Annotated in this window: 16 protein-coding genes and 1 pseudogene; 1 reads left to right on the plus strand and 16 read right to left on the minus strand. The window is 36.5% G+C overall.

The window, feature by feature from the left end; genetic code table 11:
* Positions 1-23: 23 nt before the first annotated feature.
* The 15 genes and pseudogenes from ABNX05_RS04210 to ABNX05_RS04280 all read right to left on the minus strand — a co-directional run bounded on the left by ABNX05_RS04210 (position 24) and on the right by ABNX05_RS04280 (position 15,676).
* Positions 24-947 (minus strand): ABC transporter permease, encoded by a 924-nt coding sequence (locus ABNX05_RS04210; RefSeq protein ID WP_349658570.1) that lies wholly within the window; start codon positions 945-947, stop codon positions 24-26.
* Positions 925-1,848: an ABC transporter ATP-binding protein gene (locus ABNX05_RS04215; protein WP_349658571.1), complete on the minus strand. Its 924-nt coding sequence runs from the start codon at positions 1,846-1,848 to the stop codon at positions 925-927. The genes ABNX05_RS04210 and ABNX05_RS04215 overlap by 23 nt, the downstream gene beginning before the upstream one ends.
* Positions 1,849-1,853: 5 nt before the next feature.
* Positions 1,854-2,549: an ABC transporter ATP-binding protein gene (locus ABNX05_RS04220; protein ID WP_349658572.1), complete on the minus strand. Its 696-nt coding sequence runs from the start codon at positions 2,547-2,549 to the stop codon at positions 1,854-1,856.
* Between the two features lie 10 nt (positions 2,550-2,559).
* Entirely contained in the window at positions 2,560-2,916 is a 357-nt protein-coding gene (locus ABNX05_RS04225) for a GntR family transcriptional regulator (protein ID WP_349658573.1), read from the minus strand.
* Positions 2,913-3,686, minus strand: coding sequence for a hypothetical protein (locus ABNX05_RS04230; protein WP_349658574.1), 774 nt, complete (start codon positions 3,684-3,686; stop codon positions 2,913-2,915). The genes ABNX05_RS04225 and ABNX05_RS04230 overlap by 4 nt, the downstream gene beginning before the upstream one ends.
* A 236-nt stretch (positions 3,687-3,922) precedes the next feature.
* Positions 3,923-4,139 (minus strand): annotated as a pseudogene (locus ABNX05_RS04235) (transposase); the annotation flags it as partial.
* Between the two features lie 424 nt (positions 4,140-4,563).
* A complete protein-coding gene (locus ABNX05_RS04240) occupies positions 4,564-6,114 on the minus strand; it encodes a hydantoinase/oxoprolinase N-terminal domain-containing protein (RefSeq protein WP_349658575.1) in 1,551 nt (516 codons plus the stop codon).
* Positions 6,107-7,210, minus strand: coding sequence for an S-methyl thiohydantoin desulfurase family protein (locus ABNX05_RS04245; RefSeq protein ID WP_349658576.1), 1,104 nt, complete (start codon positions 7,208-7,210; stop codon positions 6,107-6,109). Before ABNX05_RS04245 ends, ABNX05_RS04240 begins: the two co-directional genes overlap by 8 nt.
* On the minus strand, positions 7,207-8,475 hold the full coding sequence (locus tag ABNX05_RS04250) for a cytosine permease (RefSeq protein ID WP_349658577.1): 1,269 nt from the start codon (positions 8,473-8,475) through the stop codon (positions 7,207-7,209). Before ABNX05_RS04250 ends, ABNX05_RS04245 begins: the two co-directional genes overlap by 4 nt.
* Before the next feature lie 124 nt (positions 8,476-8,599).
* Positions 8,600-10,204: a PucR family transcriptional regulator gene (locus ABNX05_RS04255; RefSeq protein WP_349658578.1), complete on the minus strand. Its 1,605-nt coding sequence runs from the start codon at positions 10,202-10,204 to the stop codon at positions 8,600-8,602.
* 504 nt (positions 10,205-10,708) lie between these two features.
* On the minus strand, positions 10,709-11,578 hold the full coding sequence (locus ABNX05_RS04260) for a gluzincin family metallopeptidase (RefSeq protein ID WP_349658579.1): 870 nt from the start codon (positions 11,576-11,578) through the stop codon (positions 10,709-10,711).
* A gap of 240 nt (positions 11,579-11,818) precedes the next feature.
* Positions 11,819-12,577 carry an ABC transporter ATP-binding protein gene (locus ABNX05_RS04265; protein ID WP_349658580.1) on the minus strand — a complete coding sequence of 253 codons (759 nt, stop codon included), beginning with the start codon at positions 12,575-12,577 and terminating at the stop codon, positions 11,819-11,821.
* A 3-nt stretch (positions 12,578-12,580) separates the two neighbouring features.
* Positions 12,581-14,899, minus strand: coding sequence for an ABC transporter permease (locus ABNX05_RS04270; RefSeq protein WP_349658581.1), 2,319 nt, complete (start codon positions 14,897-14,899; stop codon positions 12,581-12,583).
* Entirely contained in the window at positions 14,884-15,045 is a 162-nt protein-coding gene (locus ABNX05_RS04275) for a hypothetical protein (RefSeq protein ID WP_349658582.1), read from the minus strand. The genes ABNX05_RS04270 and ABNX05_RS04275 overlap by 16 nt, the downstream gene beginning before the upstream one ends.
* The gene (locus tag ABNX05_RS04280; RefSeq protein WP_349658583.1) at positions 15,026-15,676 is read right to left on the minus strand and encodes a TetR/AcrR family transcriptional regulator; all 651 of its coding nucleotides are present in this window, start codon (positions 15,674-15,676) and stop codon (positions 15,026-15,028) included. Before ABNX05_RS04280 ends, ABNX05_RS04275 begins: the two co-directional genes overlap by 20 nt.
* 245 nt (positions 15,677-15,921) lie before the next feature.
* On the opposite strand from ABNX05_RS04280, the gene ABNX05_RS04285 reads away from it, so the two are divergent.
* On the plus strand, positions 15,922-16,785 hold the full coding sequence (locus ABNX05_RS04285) for a pentapeptide repeat-containing protein (RefSeq protein ID WP_349658584.1): 864 nt from the start codon (positions 15,922-15,924) through the stop codon (positions 16,783-16,785).
* Between the two features lie 194 nt (positions 16,786-16,979).
* Here the strand turns inward: ABNX05_RS04285 and ABNX05_RS04290 are convergent, their stop codons facing one another.
* The gene (locus ABNX05_RS04290) at positions 16,980-17,495 is read right to left on the minus strand and encodes a DUF4304 domain-containing protein (RefSeq protein WP_349658585.1); all 516 of its coding nucleotides are present in this window, start codon (positions 17,493-17,495) and stop codon (positions 16,980-16,982) included.
* Between the last annotated feature and the right edge of the window lie 35 nt (positions 17,496-17,530).

The raw sequence follows: 17,530 nt of genomic DNA on the forward strand, positions 1-17,530 counted from the left end.
CTACAGTTCATTAATTCTTTTATTTATGCTGTGACGTCACGTTTCATAAAGGAGATATAGCTGATCAAAAGGAAAAGTACAGCATAAATCGCAAGAATCGTGAGTGAGAATGGCATTGTAATGCCGTCTAGTATTGAACTACTATGTTCATATTGTGTTAAATCTGAATGAGTTAACCAAACATATTTAACGATTTTATATTTGCTTAAGAACATCACAATCATACCGCCAGTAAACGATAAGAACATTGTTAAGCCAATCGCCAAAGAGCTTGAACGGAAAACAGAGCCTACTAAGAAAGCAAACAACATTGACATAACAAAGTTTCCACCAGTAAGTAAATAGTGATATGCTAAATCATTCCATATTGCTTTTTCAACAACCTGACCGTTGACTATTTCTAACTCAGCACCAGTTGTACCACCAAATAGTATAAGCCCAACTAGAGCGCTAACTCCAACATTGACAATATATAATAAGAGTCCAAATATGAAAGTCGTTAGTAATTTTGAAGTTAATATTTTTGCCCGTGAAACAGGACGTGTTAATAACATTTTAATCGTACCAGTAGAGAATTCACTAGACACAATACTTGCGGCAACAATAACTGTAAATAATGTGACTAAATTCAGCATACTACCTGTAAATGACATAAAGCCTGCTAAGTCTTGAGACGGCACATCATTTGCTAATCGATACTCAGAAATAGCTATTTTCTCTTCATAGATATTTTTATCCTCTGCCGATAAATTGTCATCATTCAGTATTTCTTTATAATTCTCAATGGCCTGCTGTTCACTTTCCTGCCATGTGCTACCCTCTTTTGTTTCATAGTATTTCATCATAATACCAGGACCAATAATAAAGAGGATTACTAGCGCGACCATTGCCCAAGTTCCTTTTTTATGCCATAACTTCATCCATTCATTTTGCATTAGCTTCAACAATTTGGCCACCTCCTGTCATTTCTAAGAATTGATCCTCTAACGTTTTTTGATGCGGTTGTACGGCAAATAATTGAATTTCTTCGTTAACAAATTGGGTAATGAGTTTCGGTATGTCCTCTTTTTTAATTTCCACTACATAACCGTTATTTTCCGCCACAAAGTTGTAATCGAGCTTTTGTAGAAGAGCTGCAACCTGATCATTTGGTGTAGCTTCAATATAATAAAACGAAGATGTTTCAACGTTAATATCACGAATATCGATGAGTTTGCCGTTTTGTATGACAGCTACTCGATCACACATTAATTCAATTTCGGATAATAAATGGCTGGAAACAAATACAGATACGCCTTCCTCCGTCGCAATTTTACGCAAGTACATACGAAACTCGCGGATACCTGCTGGGTCTAAACCATTTGTTGGTTCATCTAAAATTAAAAATTTTGGTCGATGAAGTAGTGCTTGAGCAAGCCCTAAACGCTGACGCATCCCTAGCGAATACGTCGAAACCTTTTCATGAATACGATTTTCAAGACCGACCTGTCTCACTACCTCTTGAATACGCTCTTTTGTAACATTTTTATGCATACGCGCAAAGTGCAATAGGTTTTTATAGCCCGTCATAAATTTATACATTTCCGGATTTTCTACAATTACACCGACTTTACCGATCGCTTCCTCATAATTGTCCTGTAAAGAAAGACCATCAATAATGACTTTCCCTTCTGTTGGATTCATAAGACCTGTCATCATACGAATTGTCGTTGTTTTCCCTGCACCATTCGGTCCTAAAAAACCAGTGATTTGCCCTGGATATAAATCGATATTCAATTGCTGAATCAATTGCTTGCCACCAATAGTTTTTGATAAATTTTGCAATTGAACAATTGGTTGTGTTGTCATAAATTTCACCCTTTCTTATAATACGCCTTCATCCATTGCACAGCATCCTTATTCGAAACATCTCGAATCGTCTCTACATCCTCTTGTGCAATAATCGATCCATTTTGCAATAAAATGATTTGATCTAGAATAGGCTCTACCTCATATAACTCATGCGTTGATAATAAAATTGTTTGATGTTCAATGTCAGTAAATTGAATTAACCCTTTAATTAACTGTTCTCGAACGATTGGATCCAGACCAGAGAAAGGCTCATCCATTAAATAAAAAGGTACTTCTCGCCCAAGAGTTGCGGCCATTTTCATCCGGCCACGGTTCCCCTTCGATAATTGCCGTAACTTTACATTTTTATCAACCTGTAAAAATTCTGCAACGATACAAGCTTTATCATACGAAAAATCTTCGAATTGAGAGGCATAGTGCTGAAAAAGCTGCTCACCTGTGTAAAAATCAAAAAACAAATCAATATCTGGTAAATAAGCAATTTCATCAGCACTTCTACGTGTAACAGGCGTTCCATTTAGCAAAACCTCACCACTTGATGGACGTAATAGGCCGGCCAACACTTTTAATAGTGTCGACTTGCCACTACCATTTTCTCCAACAAGCCCAATGATTTGTCCAACAGGTATGGAAAAAGACACATCTTGTAAAATAGGCTTTTTCATATAACGAAAAGAAACATTTGATAGCTGTAGCATTTATTTCACCTCATGATTTATTTTGTAAAACAACGAGCATCTCATCCTTTGAAAACCCAAGTGCTTCAATAGAAGTTAAAAAATGATCTGCCAGTTGATTTTTCATATCTTCCCGTAATAGAGTAATCCGCTCATCATCGGTTGTAATAAATGTACCTTGCCCTCGTTTGGTTTCCGTTATATTCATTGCTTCTAACTCCTTATACACTCGTTGCACAGTATTTACATTGACACCTGTTTCCACTGCATATTCTCGAACCGAAGGAAGTCGATCCCCAAGCACTAGCTTCCCTTTCAAAATATCCCCACATATCCGATCTACGAGCTGGCTATATATGGGCTTATCACGAGAAAAGTCGATTGTCATCGTAAAACCACCTTTTCAAGCCACTTTGTCGCTATGATAAATAAGATCGCTAGCCAAATGATCGATGCCACTTCTTCTACGACATAAAATGAGCCTAAAAGTAGCTCCGTCGTTTGTATTTTCGGGAAATATTGATCCAACCACGTTAACGGAATCTCTACATGATGGAAAATATTATCATATAATTTACTTTCTGTAAATTTAAACCACAAATCCATACTGAAGAAGAAGGTAACCATAGTAATAACAATAGAAAATCTACCAACTAAATGTTTCATTTGCAGATTAAATGCTAAAAATAATACCATTATTACAAACATCATCAATTGAAGAATTACAATAATTGCTACAATAAACAACAGCAATAAAAGTACTTGGGCGAAGTTACCAACAATTTCATCTCTGATTTTGTAAATAGCTAAACTCACAAAGATAAAATTGAAGATAGCGTATCCTATTAAGGAAAATACGATTTTCACACCTACAAGCTGTGCGATAGAACTAGTTGAATGCAGCCATATCTCTTTGCTCTTTAAATCATGACGCATACTAGCTAGGAATTGTAATATCGAAAAAAATCCCCCTATTATAAGTACTAGTATTGAGAAAGCAAATGACAGCTGATTTTCCATCGTAAATCCATCACTTAACCGCCTTATTAAATATGGAACTACCATTGACAGCATAATCCCTATAAAAACCCCTACAAATAGCCATGTCCGATAAAGCACCCATTCCTTTTTTAAAAGCCCTGCGAATTTTTTCAACATAAACACCTCGTGTCATAGTGTACTAGTCAGATATTACACTATGACTTTTAAATTTGCAAGTATTAATTCAAAAAAAAGGAAGAACCCTTTGATAAAGTGCTCTTCTTTCATGAAATGGGAAAGCTGTATCTTCGTCTTCGGTCTAAATTCATAATGCTAAGGTTTCTCCTATTCCTAATAAATTAGAATACTATGCTAAAACTCAACCTTTGTGAATAGGGGTGATTGGAGTGGAGATCAGAGTAAGCTGCGTCACCAATAACTGTATTAATTTTCATACCTGCTTGTGTGCTTTTTTCAATTAACTCTTGAAGATATTTTCCATCGCTTTTTTCACCTGTTGTAATGACAGCCGCTATAATAATACGTTCATCACTCAACGCGATATGTCTTATACCCGAAGAAAGAAGATTCCGACGTCTTATACCCTTTTCGCGCATCCGCATCAGAAGACTAAAATGAATGAAAAATCAACAAGTTCATTGATTTGGCGAAGTATATTATCTTTTGGCACAACAATATCGTAGATCGCCATATATGGACTTAATTAAGGGTTTCTTGATTTTGAAATCATCGGGGGTACCACCTGCACATTGATTCTTTTATTATAAAGGAAAGCGAGACAGACGAGACCCCGCACGAAGCGAAGCGTAGGAGGAGGCTCGGCGCTCGCCCGCGGAAAGCGAGCGGAATGCTTCGGAAAACAACAGTAGAGTCACAGTGTCAAATGAAAAAAGCGAGGTATTCAACGATTTAATTGTTGAATACTTCGCAATGTGAGAAGTTATAGACTTTTTCAGTGCCCTCTAAAAAATATGGCTCTTCCTTGATTTTATTCTATTTAGTTTATTTTCATTAATTTAGCTGAAAGCTATTGCTAGCCCATTTTCCCAACTACTTTAACTTTTAATCTCGTTGCATTTTCCGGGTGGTAGGCAAGGGGTGTTTCTTCTACTTCTACTAACTCAATCGTCTCAGCAAGAGCTCCTGCTAAAACTGCTTGTTTCACTGCTTTTTCTTGAGCGTCGTTCAAAGAAATCTCACGTGGCTCCCTAGAGTAAATATAAATTTGTTCATATTGACCACTTATTTGAGCAATAGACGCACCAATTGCATTTGCTACAGTCCCATTTTCAAATTTAACAATATTGGAGACTCCTCGAAGAGTTTCTGGAACAATAACACTCCCCCCACCAACTAAGACAAGCTGAACATCTTCTGATGAAGTTTTCATTTTATCAATGGCTTGCTCAATTAAAAATGATATTTCTAATTGAGCTTCTTTTGCGAACGCTTCATCAATATGCGCTACTAAAGAACAATCACCCACTTCAGCTAATCCAAGACGAACTGCAATGTCTGTTGTCGTAAGAGTATTCCCTCCGAAAACAAGTGCTTCTTCAGAAATTTTGTACCCAACGCTATCAGGTCCAACCGTAATTTTCCCATTGTGTACTCGGACAATACTGCCTCCACCTAGTCCAACCGAAATGATATCTGGCATTCTAAAATTTGTGCGAATATCCCCTACTTCTACTGCTACAGAAGATTCGCGCGGAAATCCATCCTGTAAAACACCGATATCGGAAGTTGTTCCACCAACATCCAAAACCATCGTATCTTTGATTTTGGCTAAATAAGATGCGCCACGTATGCTGTTTGTCGGTCCACATGCAATCGTTAAAATCGGGAATTGTTTAGCATAGTCAATTGACATCAAAGTTCCATCATTTTGGCATAAATACACTTTGGCATTGAAAATCCCCTCACCTTCTAACGCATGAACAAAGCCTGTCGTTGTCGTTTCAATTACTTTGCATAAAGCCGCATTTAAAATGCTAGCATTTTCACGTTCAATTAAACCTACTGATCCAATTAACGACGAGCAGGAGATTGGGAATTCTTCTCCATAAACTTCTTGTATTAGACAGCGAACCCGCAACTCTTGATCATTTTTAATGGAGGAAAAGACGCCAACTATCGCTATAGAGTCCACTTTATCACGCCAGTCCTCTAAAAGCGTTTGAATCTCGCCTTCATCAAGCTCGCCTAAAAGTTGACCATCGTATTCATAACCCCCATGGACTAAAGCATAATTTCCCGATATTTTTTCAATCATATCTTTAGGCCATGCAGTATATGGAAGTACAGAGGCAGTTGCTGGATAGCCTAGTCGAATCACACCGACTTTCACTAATTTTTTACGCTCTACAATGGCATTTGTACATTGCGTTGTTCCTAACATTGCATGCGTAATTTTCGTTTTATCAATATTCGATTCTTGTAATAAGTTTCGTAATGCTGTTTCAATACCTGTTTTAATATCTACACTTGTTGGCGATTTAACACTATGAACGAGATTGCTATGTTCATCTAAAATAATGGCATCCGTATTCGTCCCACCTACATCAATTCCAATCTTATACATGTTCAGCTACCACCTTTTTAACCAATTCCTCAATTGGAGCATAGTCGTAATCATAACCAAAATAGTTTGGTCCTACTGTTTCTATTCCTTTATCAGTTCGCCATTTTTCATTGGCTGGCAATCCAATTACTCGGACACGCTTACCGTATTTTAAACTTTCCGTTGTTACTGGCAATAAAGTTTCATAATCTACTAAACAAATTAAATCTGGGGTCATTGCTATAACTTGATCATTTATCTCAGCGATAAGATTTTCATTTTGGAAATGAACTTTCATTTTTTCGTTTTTATTGACTTCCATTCCTTCCAGATTCATTTTTCCAAGATTAAATCCACCCTTCGTTTCTCGTATCACATCGACAATTTTACCTTGGAATAATTCATAGCCAGAAACTAGCTGTAACAATTCATGAAGTTTATCTTTTACATTTCTATTTTTGGAAGCAATTATTTCTCCGATTTTTTCTGAAAGTGTAATGATATGATGGACGCCGCTCTTTTTAATCTGAGCTCCAGTCGTTGGGTACAAACTAACTAAAGAGCTAGCGCCCATTTCAACGGTTGCTGAACGTGCTATCCGTTCTGTCCATTTATTATTAATCGTTTCAAAAATTCCGATATTTCCTTTTTCATCAGTAATGGCCATTGGTGTTGCAGAAATACCGTCCAAATTAAACGTCACCATTTGTAATTCAGGGAATGCACGCCCCATGCCATCACAGTCAATGAGTGGGATATCCAGTTGTGCCGCTACGACAATCGGGATCATCGAATTCACTCCGCCTGCTTCCATTGGATATGTTCCTGTAATCTTTTCTTGTCCAATATACTTCGCTAGTTTTTGAAAAACTTTAACAAACTCATCTCCTCGCGGAAATTTCTCGACTAGAACAGAAGGTGCCCCCATCATAGCAGCTGGAATGAAAAAATCTTCATCTTCAATTTCATCCACTGAATACAATTTAACTGGACCATTTTTTTCAATTGCAGAAAGAGCCATCATCTTCCCGATATAAGGGTCCCCTCCTCCGCCTGTTCCTAAAAAGGCTGCTCCAATCGCAATATGTTCAATAGCTTCTTTATCTAAATATCTCATCTATTTTCCTCCAATATGACAGTCTTTTGCATTGATAGACGATAACCGAAATAATAAATGACAAATGAAATAACAATTCCAATTAAGGGCTTATTAGGTAATTGCGGCAAGCTAGGGAATAACGATAAAACAACTGGGATACTAGCAACAACTGCCCCTACTAGCCATGAGAAAACACCTAAACGATTGACACCGTCAACTTCCTTCCAGCTTGTTTGATCCCCTTTATTTATCACCCAATAAGAGGCAATCATAACGCCTGCAACTGGAGGAATCATCGCAGATAATATCGACATAATCGGTGTAAAGTAATTTAAAATACCAATCACAGCAAGTATAGTCCCTACCGTTCCAGCTAGACCAATCGCCATTTTTTCTTTGTCCTTGGAAATATTAAATACATTAATTAAGGCGATTCCTCCAGAGATTGCATTTACCAAATTGGTTTTCCATGTAGCTAAAATCAAAGCAATCTCACCGATTAATGGCGTGACAATATTCAGAAAGACTGCAGTAATATCACTTGTTTGATAAGCGATTGTTAAAACAGCTCCAACACCAATCATCAATACTCCAGCTGGAATAATGCCAAATGTTGCTGCTTTAAAAACATCAGAACGTTTTTTGGAATATTGGGAATAATCACCCGCGATTACTGCCCCAAGTGCAAATGAACCGATTGTTATAGCTAGTCCATCCGAAAAACTCATGTTATTTTTAGGTTTGTAGTCCAAGATAAGCTGTAGCGTGTCACCAGATAAAGCTTGCGTTAAACCTAGTAGACAAATGACAATTAAGAAAGGAACTGCAATATAGCTTAAGACACGTAGCACTTTGATGCCATAAACAGCTGAAATTACCATCACCAAACCACTAAGTAAAGAAGCTACGGGAATAGGTACATTCATATCATACTCTGCAAATAAATTAGCTAACGCAACTCCGCAAACATTGGCTTGAATCCCAAACCAACCTAAGCAAGCAATCGCCAAAATAATTGAAAGAATCGTCCGGGATCCCTTTTTACCAAACACTTGTCCAGCGACATGAACGGTTGGCTTTCCTAAATCACTACTTTGCATTCCTTGAAAAATCATGATAATTACTACAATTGCATATCCAACAAAAGACACGGCTAATGCCTTCGTTAAACCCATACCAGAAATCAATGTATTCCCAACTAATAAGCTTGGTATACAAATCATTGCGCCTGCCCAAATAATCCCTAAACTATACCAAGACTGACTTTGCCCATCTTTCTCCATATTGTCCCCTCCTTTTGAATTAGTTAATGTTTGTTATTATAAAAGAAGGAAGAGACCTGCGTCTTTTTCAAAAAAGAAAATAAAGTCTGAATTTTTGTCTTCCTGGACAAAAATTCAGACTTTTCTAACCATTTATTAGGCGATAGATCATGCATGCCATATATACATCGTAAAATTCCGAATAAGCCGTTACATCGTTTCCGATTAGTTCACTAATTTTTTTGATACGATACTTTACTGTATTTTTGTGAATGAATAAATTTTTCCCACATTCATCAAAACTACCATTTGCATCTAAAAGAAAAGCCATTAATGTATTGAGGGACTCTTTTTCATCTAAAATCGGCTCAATAACGGAAAGGGATTCTTCAATCACTTCTTCTCCCTGTTTACTTAAATCAATGGCTCGTTGCATCGATCGAAATTCAGCGGCAGTAAACAATTTGCGCATTGGATAGATGATATGAGCTTTCTCTCCTACTTGATTCACCAATTGATACATTTGACGGACAGCTTTCGTATTTTTCATTTTCGGTGAGTAAACAATTTCTGATATTTGGGAGTAGTAATTAGTTGTTTCAATAAACTCAGTAGCAATCTCATATTCATGAAGTTTATACAAGCCATTTCCTAAAAGAACAATAATACAGCGATCAATGCATTGAATCACTGTCGTTTGATAATATTTTGAAAGTTGCTCTCCAAGTTCATCCCTTATTTTTTTCTCTTCTGATATATCGTTAATATAAATTAACCACAACATTTGAATAGTTGAAACATCGATATTTAGCATGTTAGCTAGTCTTCGCTTTTTGTCACTTTCATCATTAATAATAGCTTTTACTAATGCATATTCACTAACTTCATCGTGCTTGTCCCCCCAAAGATTAATGGCCACTTGGACAACTTCACTTATTTTTTCAATGGTCTTTACTGGTAATGGTGTGTTCTCTTTTATAACAAACAGAAAAAGCTGTTCTCCATTTTTTTGCTGAATACTTTTGTATTCAACGACACACGTTAAATTGCTTCTTTGTAATTCTAGTTTTCCTTTTTCCTTATGCAAATGACCGCGTGAAAATTTCTGTATGACTTGCCAAACATCTAAAGAAGAATTTCTAGGCCACATCACTTGGTTGACAATATCAAAACTACTATTAGTCAGTACAATATTAGCTTTCAGACGATCAGATAGCATTTTCAGTGTGATTTCTACACTTTGTAAATGCTCTGGCAATAAGGAGACTTTTTCTAAAGTTTCCTTCACAAACTGATCATTAACAGCCTGATTACTAACAATCGCTTCCATCACTTCATAAATGACTTCATTATAACGTAGAGAGTAATCATTTTTAGGCATACAAATAATGATAAAACCTTGAGAATCTGCTAATTGCAGTACCTCCTCTGGAATTTCAGGCAAAACAATTCCTACATAATATAAAATAAGTCCCAATTCTCCAAGATCATGTAAGTGTTGAATGGTTTTACATTGTTGCTCAACACTGTCTCTAATTGAATAAAAAGAGCTAATAACTAGCTCTTCTGCATACCACTCTTCCTGAACCGATTGGATGATCGTAGATAAAAAATCTACATTCGAAACTTCTAACACAGATAAAGAGGAGACCGTATGATTAAGATTAATTTTACCCGTTAATACTTCTGCCCCTCTAAATGATGGCAATTGTAGTAAATCTTTTACCGTTACCCCATTATTCTTCACCACTTCTTCTTGTTATATTTTTTATGTACTACCATGTGTGTTTTTTAAAGAAGTCAATAAGAAACTTTATTTACCCAATCAACACACCACATTTTCAAATAATTGCCAAAAAATCACTTTGAATCCATCTTACCGTTTTTTCTTTTTTATTTCTTCAATTCTATCAATTAAAATACCCATTCCCAACAGTATGAAACCTATAGAAAATAAATATTTAAAGTATATAGAACTGTTATATCCTAATGCGTAGACTAATCCAATTAAAATACAGATTATACTTAAAATAATAATGCTATTTCTAGCTTTCATAAAAGGTACTTCTCCTATAATTTTATTTTAAATATACTCTAACCTGTCAAAATGAGAATAGTTGTTTCACCCAATCATCGTACTATAATGTTTCTGAAATGGACTCAACATCTGAATCAATTTTCTTTTATAAAGTTCCTGATTTGCTGAATTTTTCTTTACGATAATATATTGCTTCATGTAAACTTCTATAATAAATTATTCCTTAGCGAAAAATTTGGGGCCAATTTGATCAATAACTGAAATAAAAGTATAAAATAATCCTATTTTCCTTTTGTCTTCAAATGTTAATTCCGTTTGACTATTTTTAATAAAAACTAACCAATCATTTTCTATCTCACCTATGTTTTTTCCGTAAATTTCTTCTATTTTTTTAGCCAAGTCCTCTTCATTGTATAGTTGTTCAAACTTTTCTAATCCATAAGTGTCAATTAAATAAGTAATAAAAGAAGCAGAATGAATATAGCTCATCCATTGAAGGGTGTATTCTTTTTGGTTTGTAAGGGCTGGGCGAAAATAGGCATCGTCTTGATTCAGATCTACCAATTTACTAATTGGTATGATTTTGTTTGAATCGAGAAAGTACTTCATAAGCTTATGGGAATATGACTCATTTTCCCCATACATATCTTCCATATATGTAGCAAAACCCTCTTGCGTAAAATAGCCCCTGCTTGTATCAAAATTGTTGCCATAACCAAGTAAGGAATGTGTCAGTTCATGGACAAGTGGATATTGGTTTTCTTTAATATCATATAGTTGAAGTTCTGATTTCAAACCCCATGATAGTTCATTTCCTTCATTGAGAAATACATTTATTCTCTCGGAAGGAACATATTTAGAGTGAATTGAATTCTGAATTTCATCATAGGCATTAAGGAGTTCCTCTTTTATTGAGTCTACTTTTTCTTGTGGAACCTTTATTTTATTAATAATTTCAAAGGTAATTTTTCCATCCGGTGTAATAACAATATTTTCATCATCTTTTCCTTTAGGAACAACTGAATCCTGAGTACAGGCTGTTAATAAGAATATAAATACAAGGAAGAATCTTCCGATATTAAACATATTACCTCCTAAAAAATCAGTATTTTCCTGTTAATACGGATTCCACATCCAAAAGTTTCATTTTTTTCAGAAAATAATGAACACTACTAATTTATTCGAATAAATAAAAGCAGAGGTTGGTGGTGAACCAATACCCCTGCTTTTCTCTAAGACCAATCATTTATTGCTAACTCGGTACGTAACTACTCTAGAAATCTTTCATTTTCCACTGTGAGATTCAGTGTTAGTTATTACAGCAACTTATATTCCTATTTCCCACATTTTTTCTGTTACTTTCTCAACTCTGCTATCAATATCCGTACCGTCAAACTTCGGAAGCTTTAGTTCACTGACGATTTTTCCGTCGAGCATAAACATTATGCGTTCCGTACGGGCCGCAACCTTTGCGTCGTGAGTGACAAGCATAATCGCAGTACCGCCCGCGTTAATTTCTGAAAAAATGTCCATGATCTCCTGGGCTGATTTTGAATTTAGTGCGCCTGTAGGTTCATCGCCGAAGATGATTTTCGGGCTGTTCAAAAGTGCTCGACATATTCCCGCTCGTTGAAGCTGCCCTCCCGAAACTTGTGTAATGTCGCGCATTTCAAGCTCTGCAATGCCTACCCTCTTCATAAGTACTCTTGCTTTCTCTGAAATCTTTGCAACGTTTTTTCTATTATCGCGAATTGATGGAAGAATAATATTATCGAGAATATTTAGATTTTTAAGCATAGTTGACTGCTGAAAAACAAAGCCCATTTTAGATCTACGTAAATCTGAAAGTTCAGCCTCACCTACTGACGATATATCACTTCCATCAAAAGTAATCCTTCCGCTATCAATACTGTCCATGCCGCTCAATGCAAACATGAGCGTTGATTTTCCCGAGCCCGAGGGTCCCATGATCGCAATAAACTCACCTTCGTTTATGTCAACGGACACACCGTCGAGAACATTGTGTTTTTCGTCGCCCTCACCGAAAGATTTTACAATATGTTCACCGATTACAAGATTCTTCATAAGCTACTCCTTTATATTTTCGGATATTTTTATTTTCCCAGCGCCCGATGTGCCAATGATTGTTGTCATAAGTACCGAGCAAATCATCAATAACGGACAAAGCACGTACGCCGAAAGTGGATTAATTGAAAAACTAAACGATGAAGCCCCGAACGAGGTAATTACTGCACCTGCAAGTACCTCTCCAAGAGTGTTTGCCAGAATGGTGCCAACAATTATTCCGATAATTGATACAAATACTGCTCGCGAACCAAACTGCACCGTAATATCCAACTTTGTAAAACCTAGTGCTTTCATTATCGCAATCGAATATCTATCCTTTGCGACAAGCATTTTCATAAACAACAATGTAACTAGAATCGTTATTACAAGTGCTATGGCAATTGCGGCAATGGAGGCCTTTCCGACTGATTTTATAGTCGAACCGAAAGTTTGTTTGACAAACTCATCAATATTGGAAATCTTAGCAAAAGTAAATCGGTCCGTATAGTTAGAGATTTTTTCATCGACCAGGGTTTTATCTGAAAGCTTCGCACAAATAACGCTCCACATTATATTTTCTGAATGATCGGTAAATACAGCCTTTGCCGTTTTACCACCGTTCGTAATGTCAGAATAAATGCCACTTACCTTGAGCTTGCTCTCCTTCCCCTTCATGATGACCGTAATTGTATCGCCGACTTTTTTCTTCATTTCATCAGCGTTTAAAGCCGAAAGTGCAATTTCGTTTTCTACAGTGGGTGCTCTGCCCTCGGTATATTCGATAGGAAATATCGAATGGTCGCCAAGTTCGATTTTTATATTTTCTTCCGAACCGTCTTCCATTTTTGTTTTGAATGTCTTTGTTGTAAGGATGGTGTACTTTGAAATAGAAGTGTCGCTGTTCATATATTCTAAAACTTCTGCAGTTTTTTTAGAGATTTGATCAGTTTGTGGAATATCTAGGCGAATATCGTAGTTTCCAATACCCATATATTTAATGAAGCTTGTTGAGGAAATCGTGTTGTATAGGTTTTGTGGAACAATAATGATAAATGCTGAAATGACAAGTACTGCAAGCATTGTGGCATAAAGTCTTTTCCTTGCGAGAACATCTTTGACCCCGAGGAAAATATTAGTATTTAACAGTTTGTTTTTGTTCAGGCAAACACGTTTTGCGCCTGCGCTTTTATCCTGCGAAATGCCAAAGCGTATTGCTTCTGCCGCGGATATTTTCCGAAAGCGTCTAAGCACGCCGCTTACATAGCCTAAAATTGCAAAGGTTACAAGTAGAATGCCGAGGATCCCTAAAGACGTGGCAAAAGAAGAGTTTTCACTTTCCCCCATATAAAGCCGGATGTTTTCTAGCAGCATGTTTTTGAACATCAATGAAAGTGCATAACCGAGAATACTACCCACTGCCGCAATTGCTGCGTACTTCGCAAGATAAATTTTCTTAATGTCGGAAATGCGTAGCCCTATTGCCTTCATAACACCAATTTCACGGTAATCGTCTTCGATTTTCGCAAGGAGTGTAAAGCGTATGCACATAAATGCGATAGCAACGACGAGAACACTTATAAGAAGAATAACTGCTATCATAATCCCGTCAGAAAATGCGTTAATTGTTTTGAAAAGTGGATATGTGATCGTTGGTCCGTTCGCTTCAAGTCCCGCGGAAGCATAAGCAGTTTCAAATTCACCGAGCGCCGATAAATCCTTTAATCTAAACTCAATTAAATACTCCACACTTCCATGGCTTTTAATTGCAGAGTAATCATTTGCACTTACGAGAAATCTTTTTGAAGAGGACAGCATAGAATTCATCTGCGAATCCCGGAGGAATCCTGCTACAGTAAATTCCTTTCCGCCTATTATAGCTTTATCACCGACCATTGTAGTGGCGTCCTTCATATAGTTTATTGGGACATACAGCTCGCCATCGGATACGTTAATTATGTTTCCATCAAGATCAAGAAGATAATCAAACTTTTCACTCTGTATGCTAAAACCATTGTCTTGAACATTATTCGCAAGTGAACGATCACCTAAAATAATTTGACTGTTATCCAAGTTTAGAAACTCAAGCACTTGAAATTCATTGACATTGCTGTTTTGCTCCGCGAAGTTTGTAAGTCCGACAGTATCGATATCCCCAGAGTGCATTTGCAAAAAATGCGGCGTCTTCGCCTGATTCATAAGTGAATCAATAGCACCTGAAAGATTTACCATAAGTATCGCTGATAAGGAAACGAGCATAGCCGCAACAGCAACAAATAACGTTGTTGTCAGCGTTATCAGTTTGCTTTTTAAAAAGTCATTTCGGATTATTCTGTAATACATAAGTCACCTCTGTTTTCAAGTTGAAGAAAATTAATGAAGTAACACAAAATCCAAAGCCCGCTTCCTATTGCTGAAATTAGCTGCTCTGACCAAAGCAGAAGAAATTTTTTGAAATGACGCTCGGAATCAACCATCGTTGTTTCCATTTTCTTCACCCCCATTGCCAAACATCTTCATCATGTACATAAGGCTTCCACTTTCGACACCGAGCAGTCTTTCTACGTTGAAGACAAAAGCTGGTATACGTGAAGCACGCTCTTCATCGGTCATATCAACCATATCATCATCAAAAACGGTATTCGTATAAGCCACAATCATTTCCATACATTCATAGGGATACGGTGTACTAAATAATCCTTGCTCAATACCCTCATGGATTATTTCCGTCAGTATCGGTGGAAGACCGTTCATGATGACCTTTTGTATTTTCTGATGCATAAGCGCGTTCTGGGGCTTATGTATATGGTCAATAATTTCCTTACCGTTTCCGCTACTTATGTTTAATGCCATTACAACACGGACAATTCGCTCGTGAACGGGGATGCTCTTATTTGCAGCAATTTCTTTTGCTGCACCTAGAATTTGAGCATTATACCGCTCAATTAACGCGTCCATAATATCCTCCTTCGACTTGAAGTGATAATACAGCGTTCCCCGTGCAATACCAACCTTTTCAAGAATATCGTTAGTACTTGTGCCATCAAAGCCCTTCTGACCGAAAAGCTCATCAGCTACATCAAGTATTTCGTTTCTACGCTCCATTGCTTCTTTTCTCATTATTACGCCCCCTCATTAGACCGACTGTCTGTCTATAAAAAATTATAACTTTTTTCTATAAATTGTCAATAGGCTGTTTCCATTTTGTAAAAAACTATCAATTCATTTTCCTGATCATCTAGAGTTAAACGATGAATATTGCCTCCTCGATATGTAGAAAACTTCCACACAAAAATATCCTTTTAATCATAATAAATGATAGAATTAAATGTAAGAAGTTTATGCGTTAAGAGAGGAAAACAACAATGTCTGAAGTAAAAAAAATGGATTTTACAATTGGAAAAAAGATTCGTGAAAGCTTACAGGCTGATTGCCAAAGCTGTTTTGGTCTATGCTGCACGGCTTTAAATATTGCTGCTTCTAGTGACTTTGCCATTCATAAAGCAGCCGGAACACCTTGCCCTAATCTACAATCAGATTTTAGCTGCCAAATTCATCATAAACTTAGAGATCAAGGGTTTAAAGGGTGTACAGTTTTTGATTGTTTAGGAGCTGGACAAAAGGTTTCACAAACAACTTTTCATGGACAAGACTGGCGACAATTCCCTGAAGTTTCCGAGAAAATGTTTCGTGTCTTTCCGATTATGGACCAACTTTATGAAATGATTGCTTACGTAGCGGAGGCTTTATCGTATAAGGTTGATTCATCTCTATATAACAAACTACATTTACAATTAGAACAGCTACAGCGTGCAACAGAGCTGGAAGCTGATGCATTGCTTGCAATAGATATTCCTACTTTCCGACTGCCAGTGAATGGTTTACTGTTAGAAACAAGTGAGCAAATTCGCCAAAGTCATATCGTAAAGATTGGAAAAAACACTCGAAAGTATGACAATCGAGGGGTTGATTGGATGGGGAAAAATTTAAAAGGCAAAGATTTAAGAGCAACCGATCTTAGAGGTTCTTATTTAATTGCTGCCAATCTACAAAATGCAGATTTAAGAGGGGTTGATTTTATTGGTGCAGATTTACGTGATGCCAATTTACGCGGCGCAGACCTTTCAACAAGTATGTTTTTAACCCAAATGCAAATTAATTCAGCACAAGGCAATCTTCAAACAAAATTACCCTCCCACCTGAAACGTCCGTCTCATTGGGTTGTATAACTTGAAAAAAGGCAGATGAGAGTAATTCATCTGCCTTTTAGAATGTAAAAAAACATATTTTGTTTGGGTAAAGCTGTATGGTAATTAATCGGTAACTCCACTTGTAGTGAAATCATTTTATTATTTGCCCTAAATATTCAGCGAATTCTTTGATAAATTCTTTTTGTGAATCCAGCTCGGATTCAGCATATACTTTATTTATTCGCTTCATTATTATAACCATATGAATTACATAGTATTGTAAGGAAGTGAGGGCATTCGTACCAGCCCTGTTCTTCTTTTCTTTTCATTTCCTGGATTACATCTTCTATTGTTTGGAATTTCTCAAAGTATGGAAAAACCACATTTTGCAAGTCGCTTTGGACTTCCCTTTTAATTGCATCTAAATTACTCGAAAGACCAATTTTATACCAAGTCTCTGGCTCATTTTTCAACTCAGATATGCGAATTTTAAGAACGGAATTATCTTCTGTTGGAAATTTTGGTGGATCCTCTTTATAAAATGGCCCATACAATTTATCAGTAAAAATTCCAGTATTAAACGTAAACTCAACATCTTCTTTCGAATTCCACTTAGAAATTTGGATATTTACAACCCATGCAAAATCGGGGAATATCTTTGCGAAATGATTTCCTTTCTTTTTAAATCCTTTAGCCTTAAATAAAGGAGGAATATCATCTTTAATAATCTGCTTTAATACATCCTCCATAATTATCGTCTAACTCTCCTTTGCTATTTTCGCCA

The organism is Lysinibacillus zambalensis, from assembly GCF_040183165.1.
In the GTDB taxonomy this organism is placed as follows: Bacteria; Bacillota; Bacilli; order Bacillales_A; family Planococcaceae; genus Lysinibacillus; species Lysinibacillus zambalensis.

Bases quoted from the DNA above. Each gene is read 5' to 3' on its own strand.
- ABNX05_RS04215 (WP_349658571.1), bottom strand. From the start codon at position 1,848: ATGACAACACAACCAATTGTTCAATTGCAAAATTTATCAAAAACTATT.
- ABNX05_RS04220 (WP_349658572.1), bottom strand. From the start codon at position 2,549: ATGCTACAGCTATCAAATGTTTCTTTTCGTTATATGAAAAAGCCTATT.
- ABNX05_RS04225 (WP_349658573.1), bottom strand. From the start codon at position 2,916: ATGACAATCGACTTTTCTCGTGATAAGCCCATATATAGCCAGCTCGTA.
- ABNX05_RS04230 (WP_349658574.1), bottom strand. From the start codon at position 3,686: ATGTTGAAAAAATTCGCAGGGCTTTTAAAAAAGGAATGGGTGCTTTAT.
- ABNX05_RS04240 (WP_349658575.1), bottom strand. From the start codon at position 6,114: ATGTATAAGATTGGAATTGATGTAGGTGGGACGAATACGGATGCCATT.
- ABNX05_RS04245 (WP_349658576.1), bottom strand. From the start codon at position 7,210: ATGAGATATTTAGATAAAGAAGCTATTGAACATATTGCGATTGGAGCA.
- ABNX05_RS04250 (WP_349658577.1), bottom strand. From the start codon at position 8,475: ATGGAGAAAGATGGGCAAAGTCAGTCTTGGTATAGTTTAGGGATTATT.
- ABNX05_RS04260 (WP_349658579.1), bottom strand. From the start codon at position 11,578: ATGTTTAATATCGGAAGATTCTTCCTTGTATTTATATTCTTATTAACA.
- ABNX05_RS04265 (WP_349658580.1), bottom strand. From the start codon at position 12,577: ATGAAGAATCTTGTAATCGGTGAACATATTGTAAAATCTTTCGGTGAG.
- ABNX05_RS04270 (WP_349658581.1), bottom strand. From the start codon at position 14,899: ATGTATTACAGAATAATCCGAAATGACTTTTTAAAAAGCAAACTGATA.
- ABNX05_RS04275 (WP_349658582.1), bottom strand. From the start codon at position 15,045: ATGGAAACAACGATGGTTGATTCCGAGCGTCATTTCAAAAAATTTCTT.
- ABNX05_RS04280 (WP_349658583.1), bottom strand. From the start codon at position 15,676: ATGAGAAAAGAAGCAATGGAGCGTAGAAACGAAATACTTGATGTAGCT.
- ABNX05_RS04285 (WP_349658584.1), top strand. From the start codon at position 15,922: ATGTCTGAAGTAAAAAAAATGGATTTTACAATTGGAAAAAAGATTCGT.
- ABNX05_RS04290 (WP_349658585.1), bottom strand. From the start codon at position 17,495: ATGGAGGATGTATTAAAGCAGATTATTAAAGATGATATTCCTCCTTTA.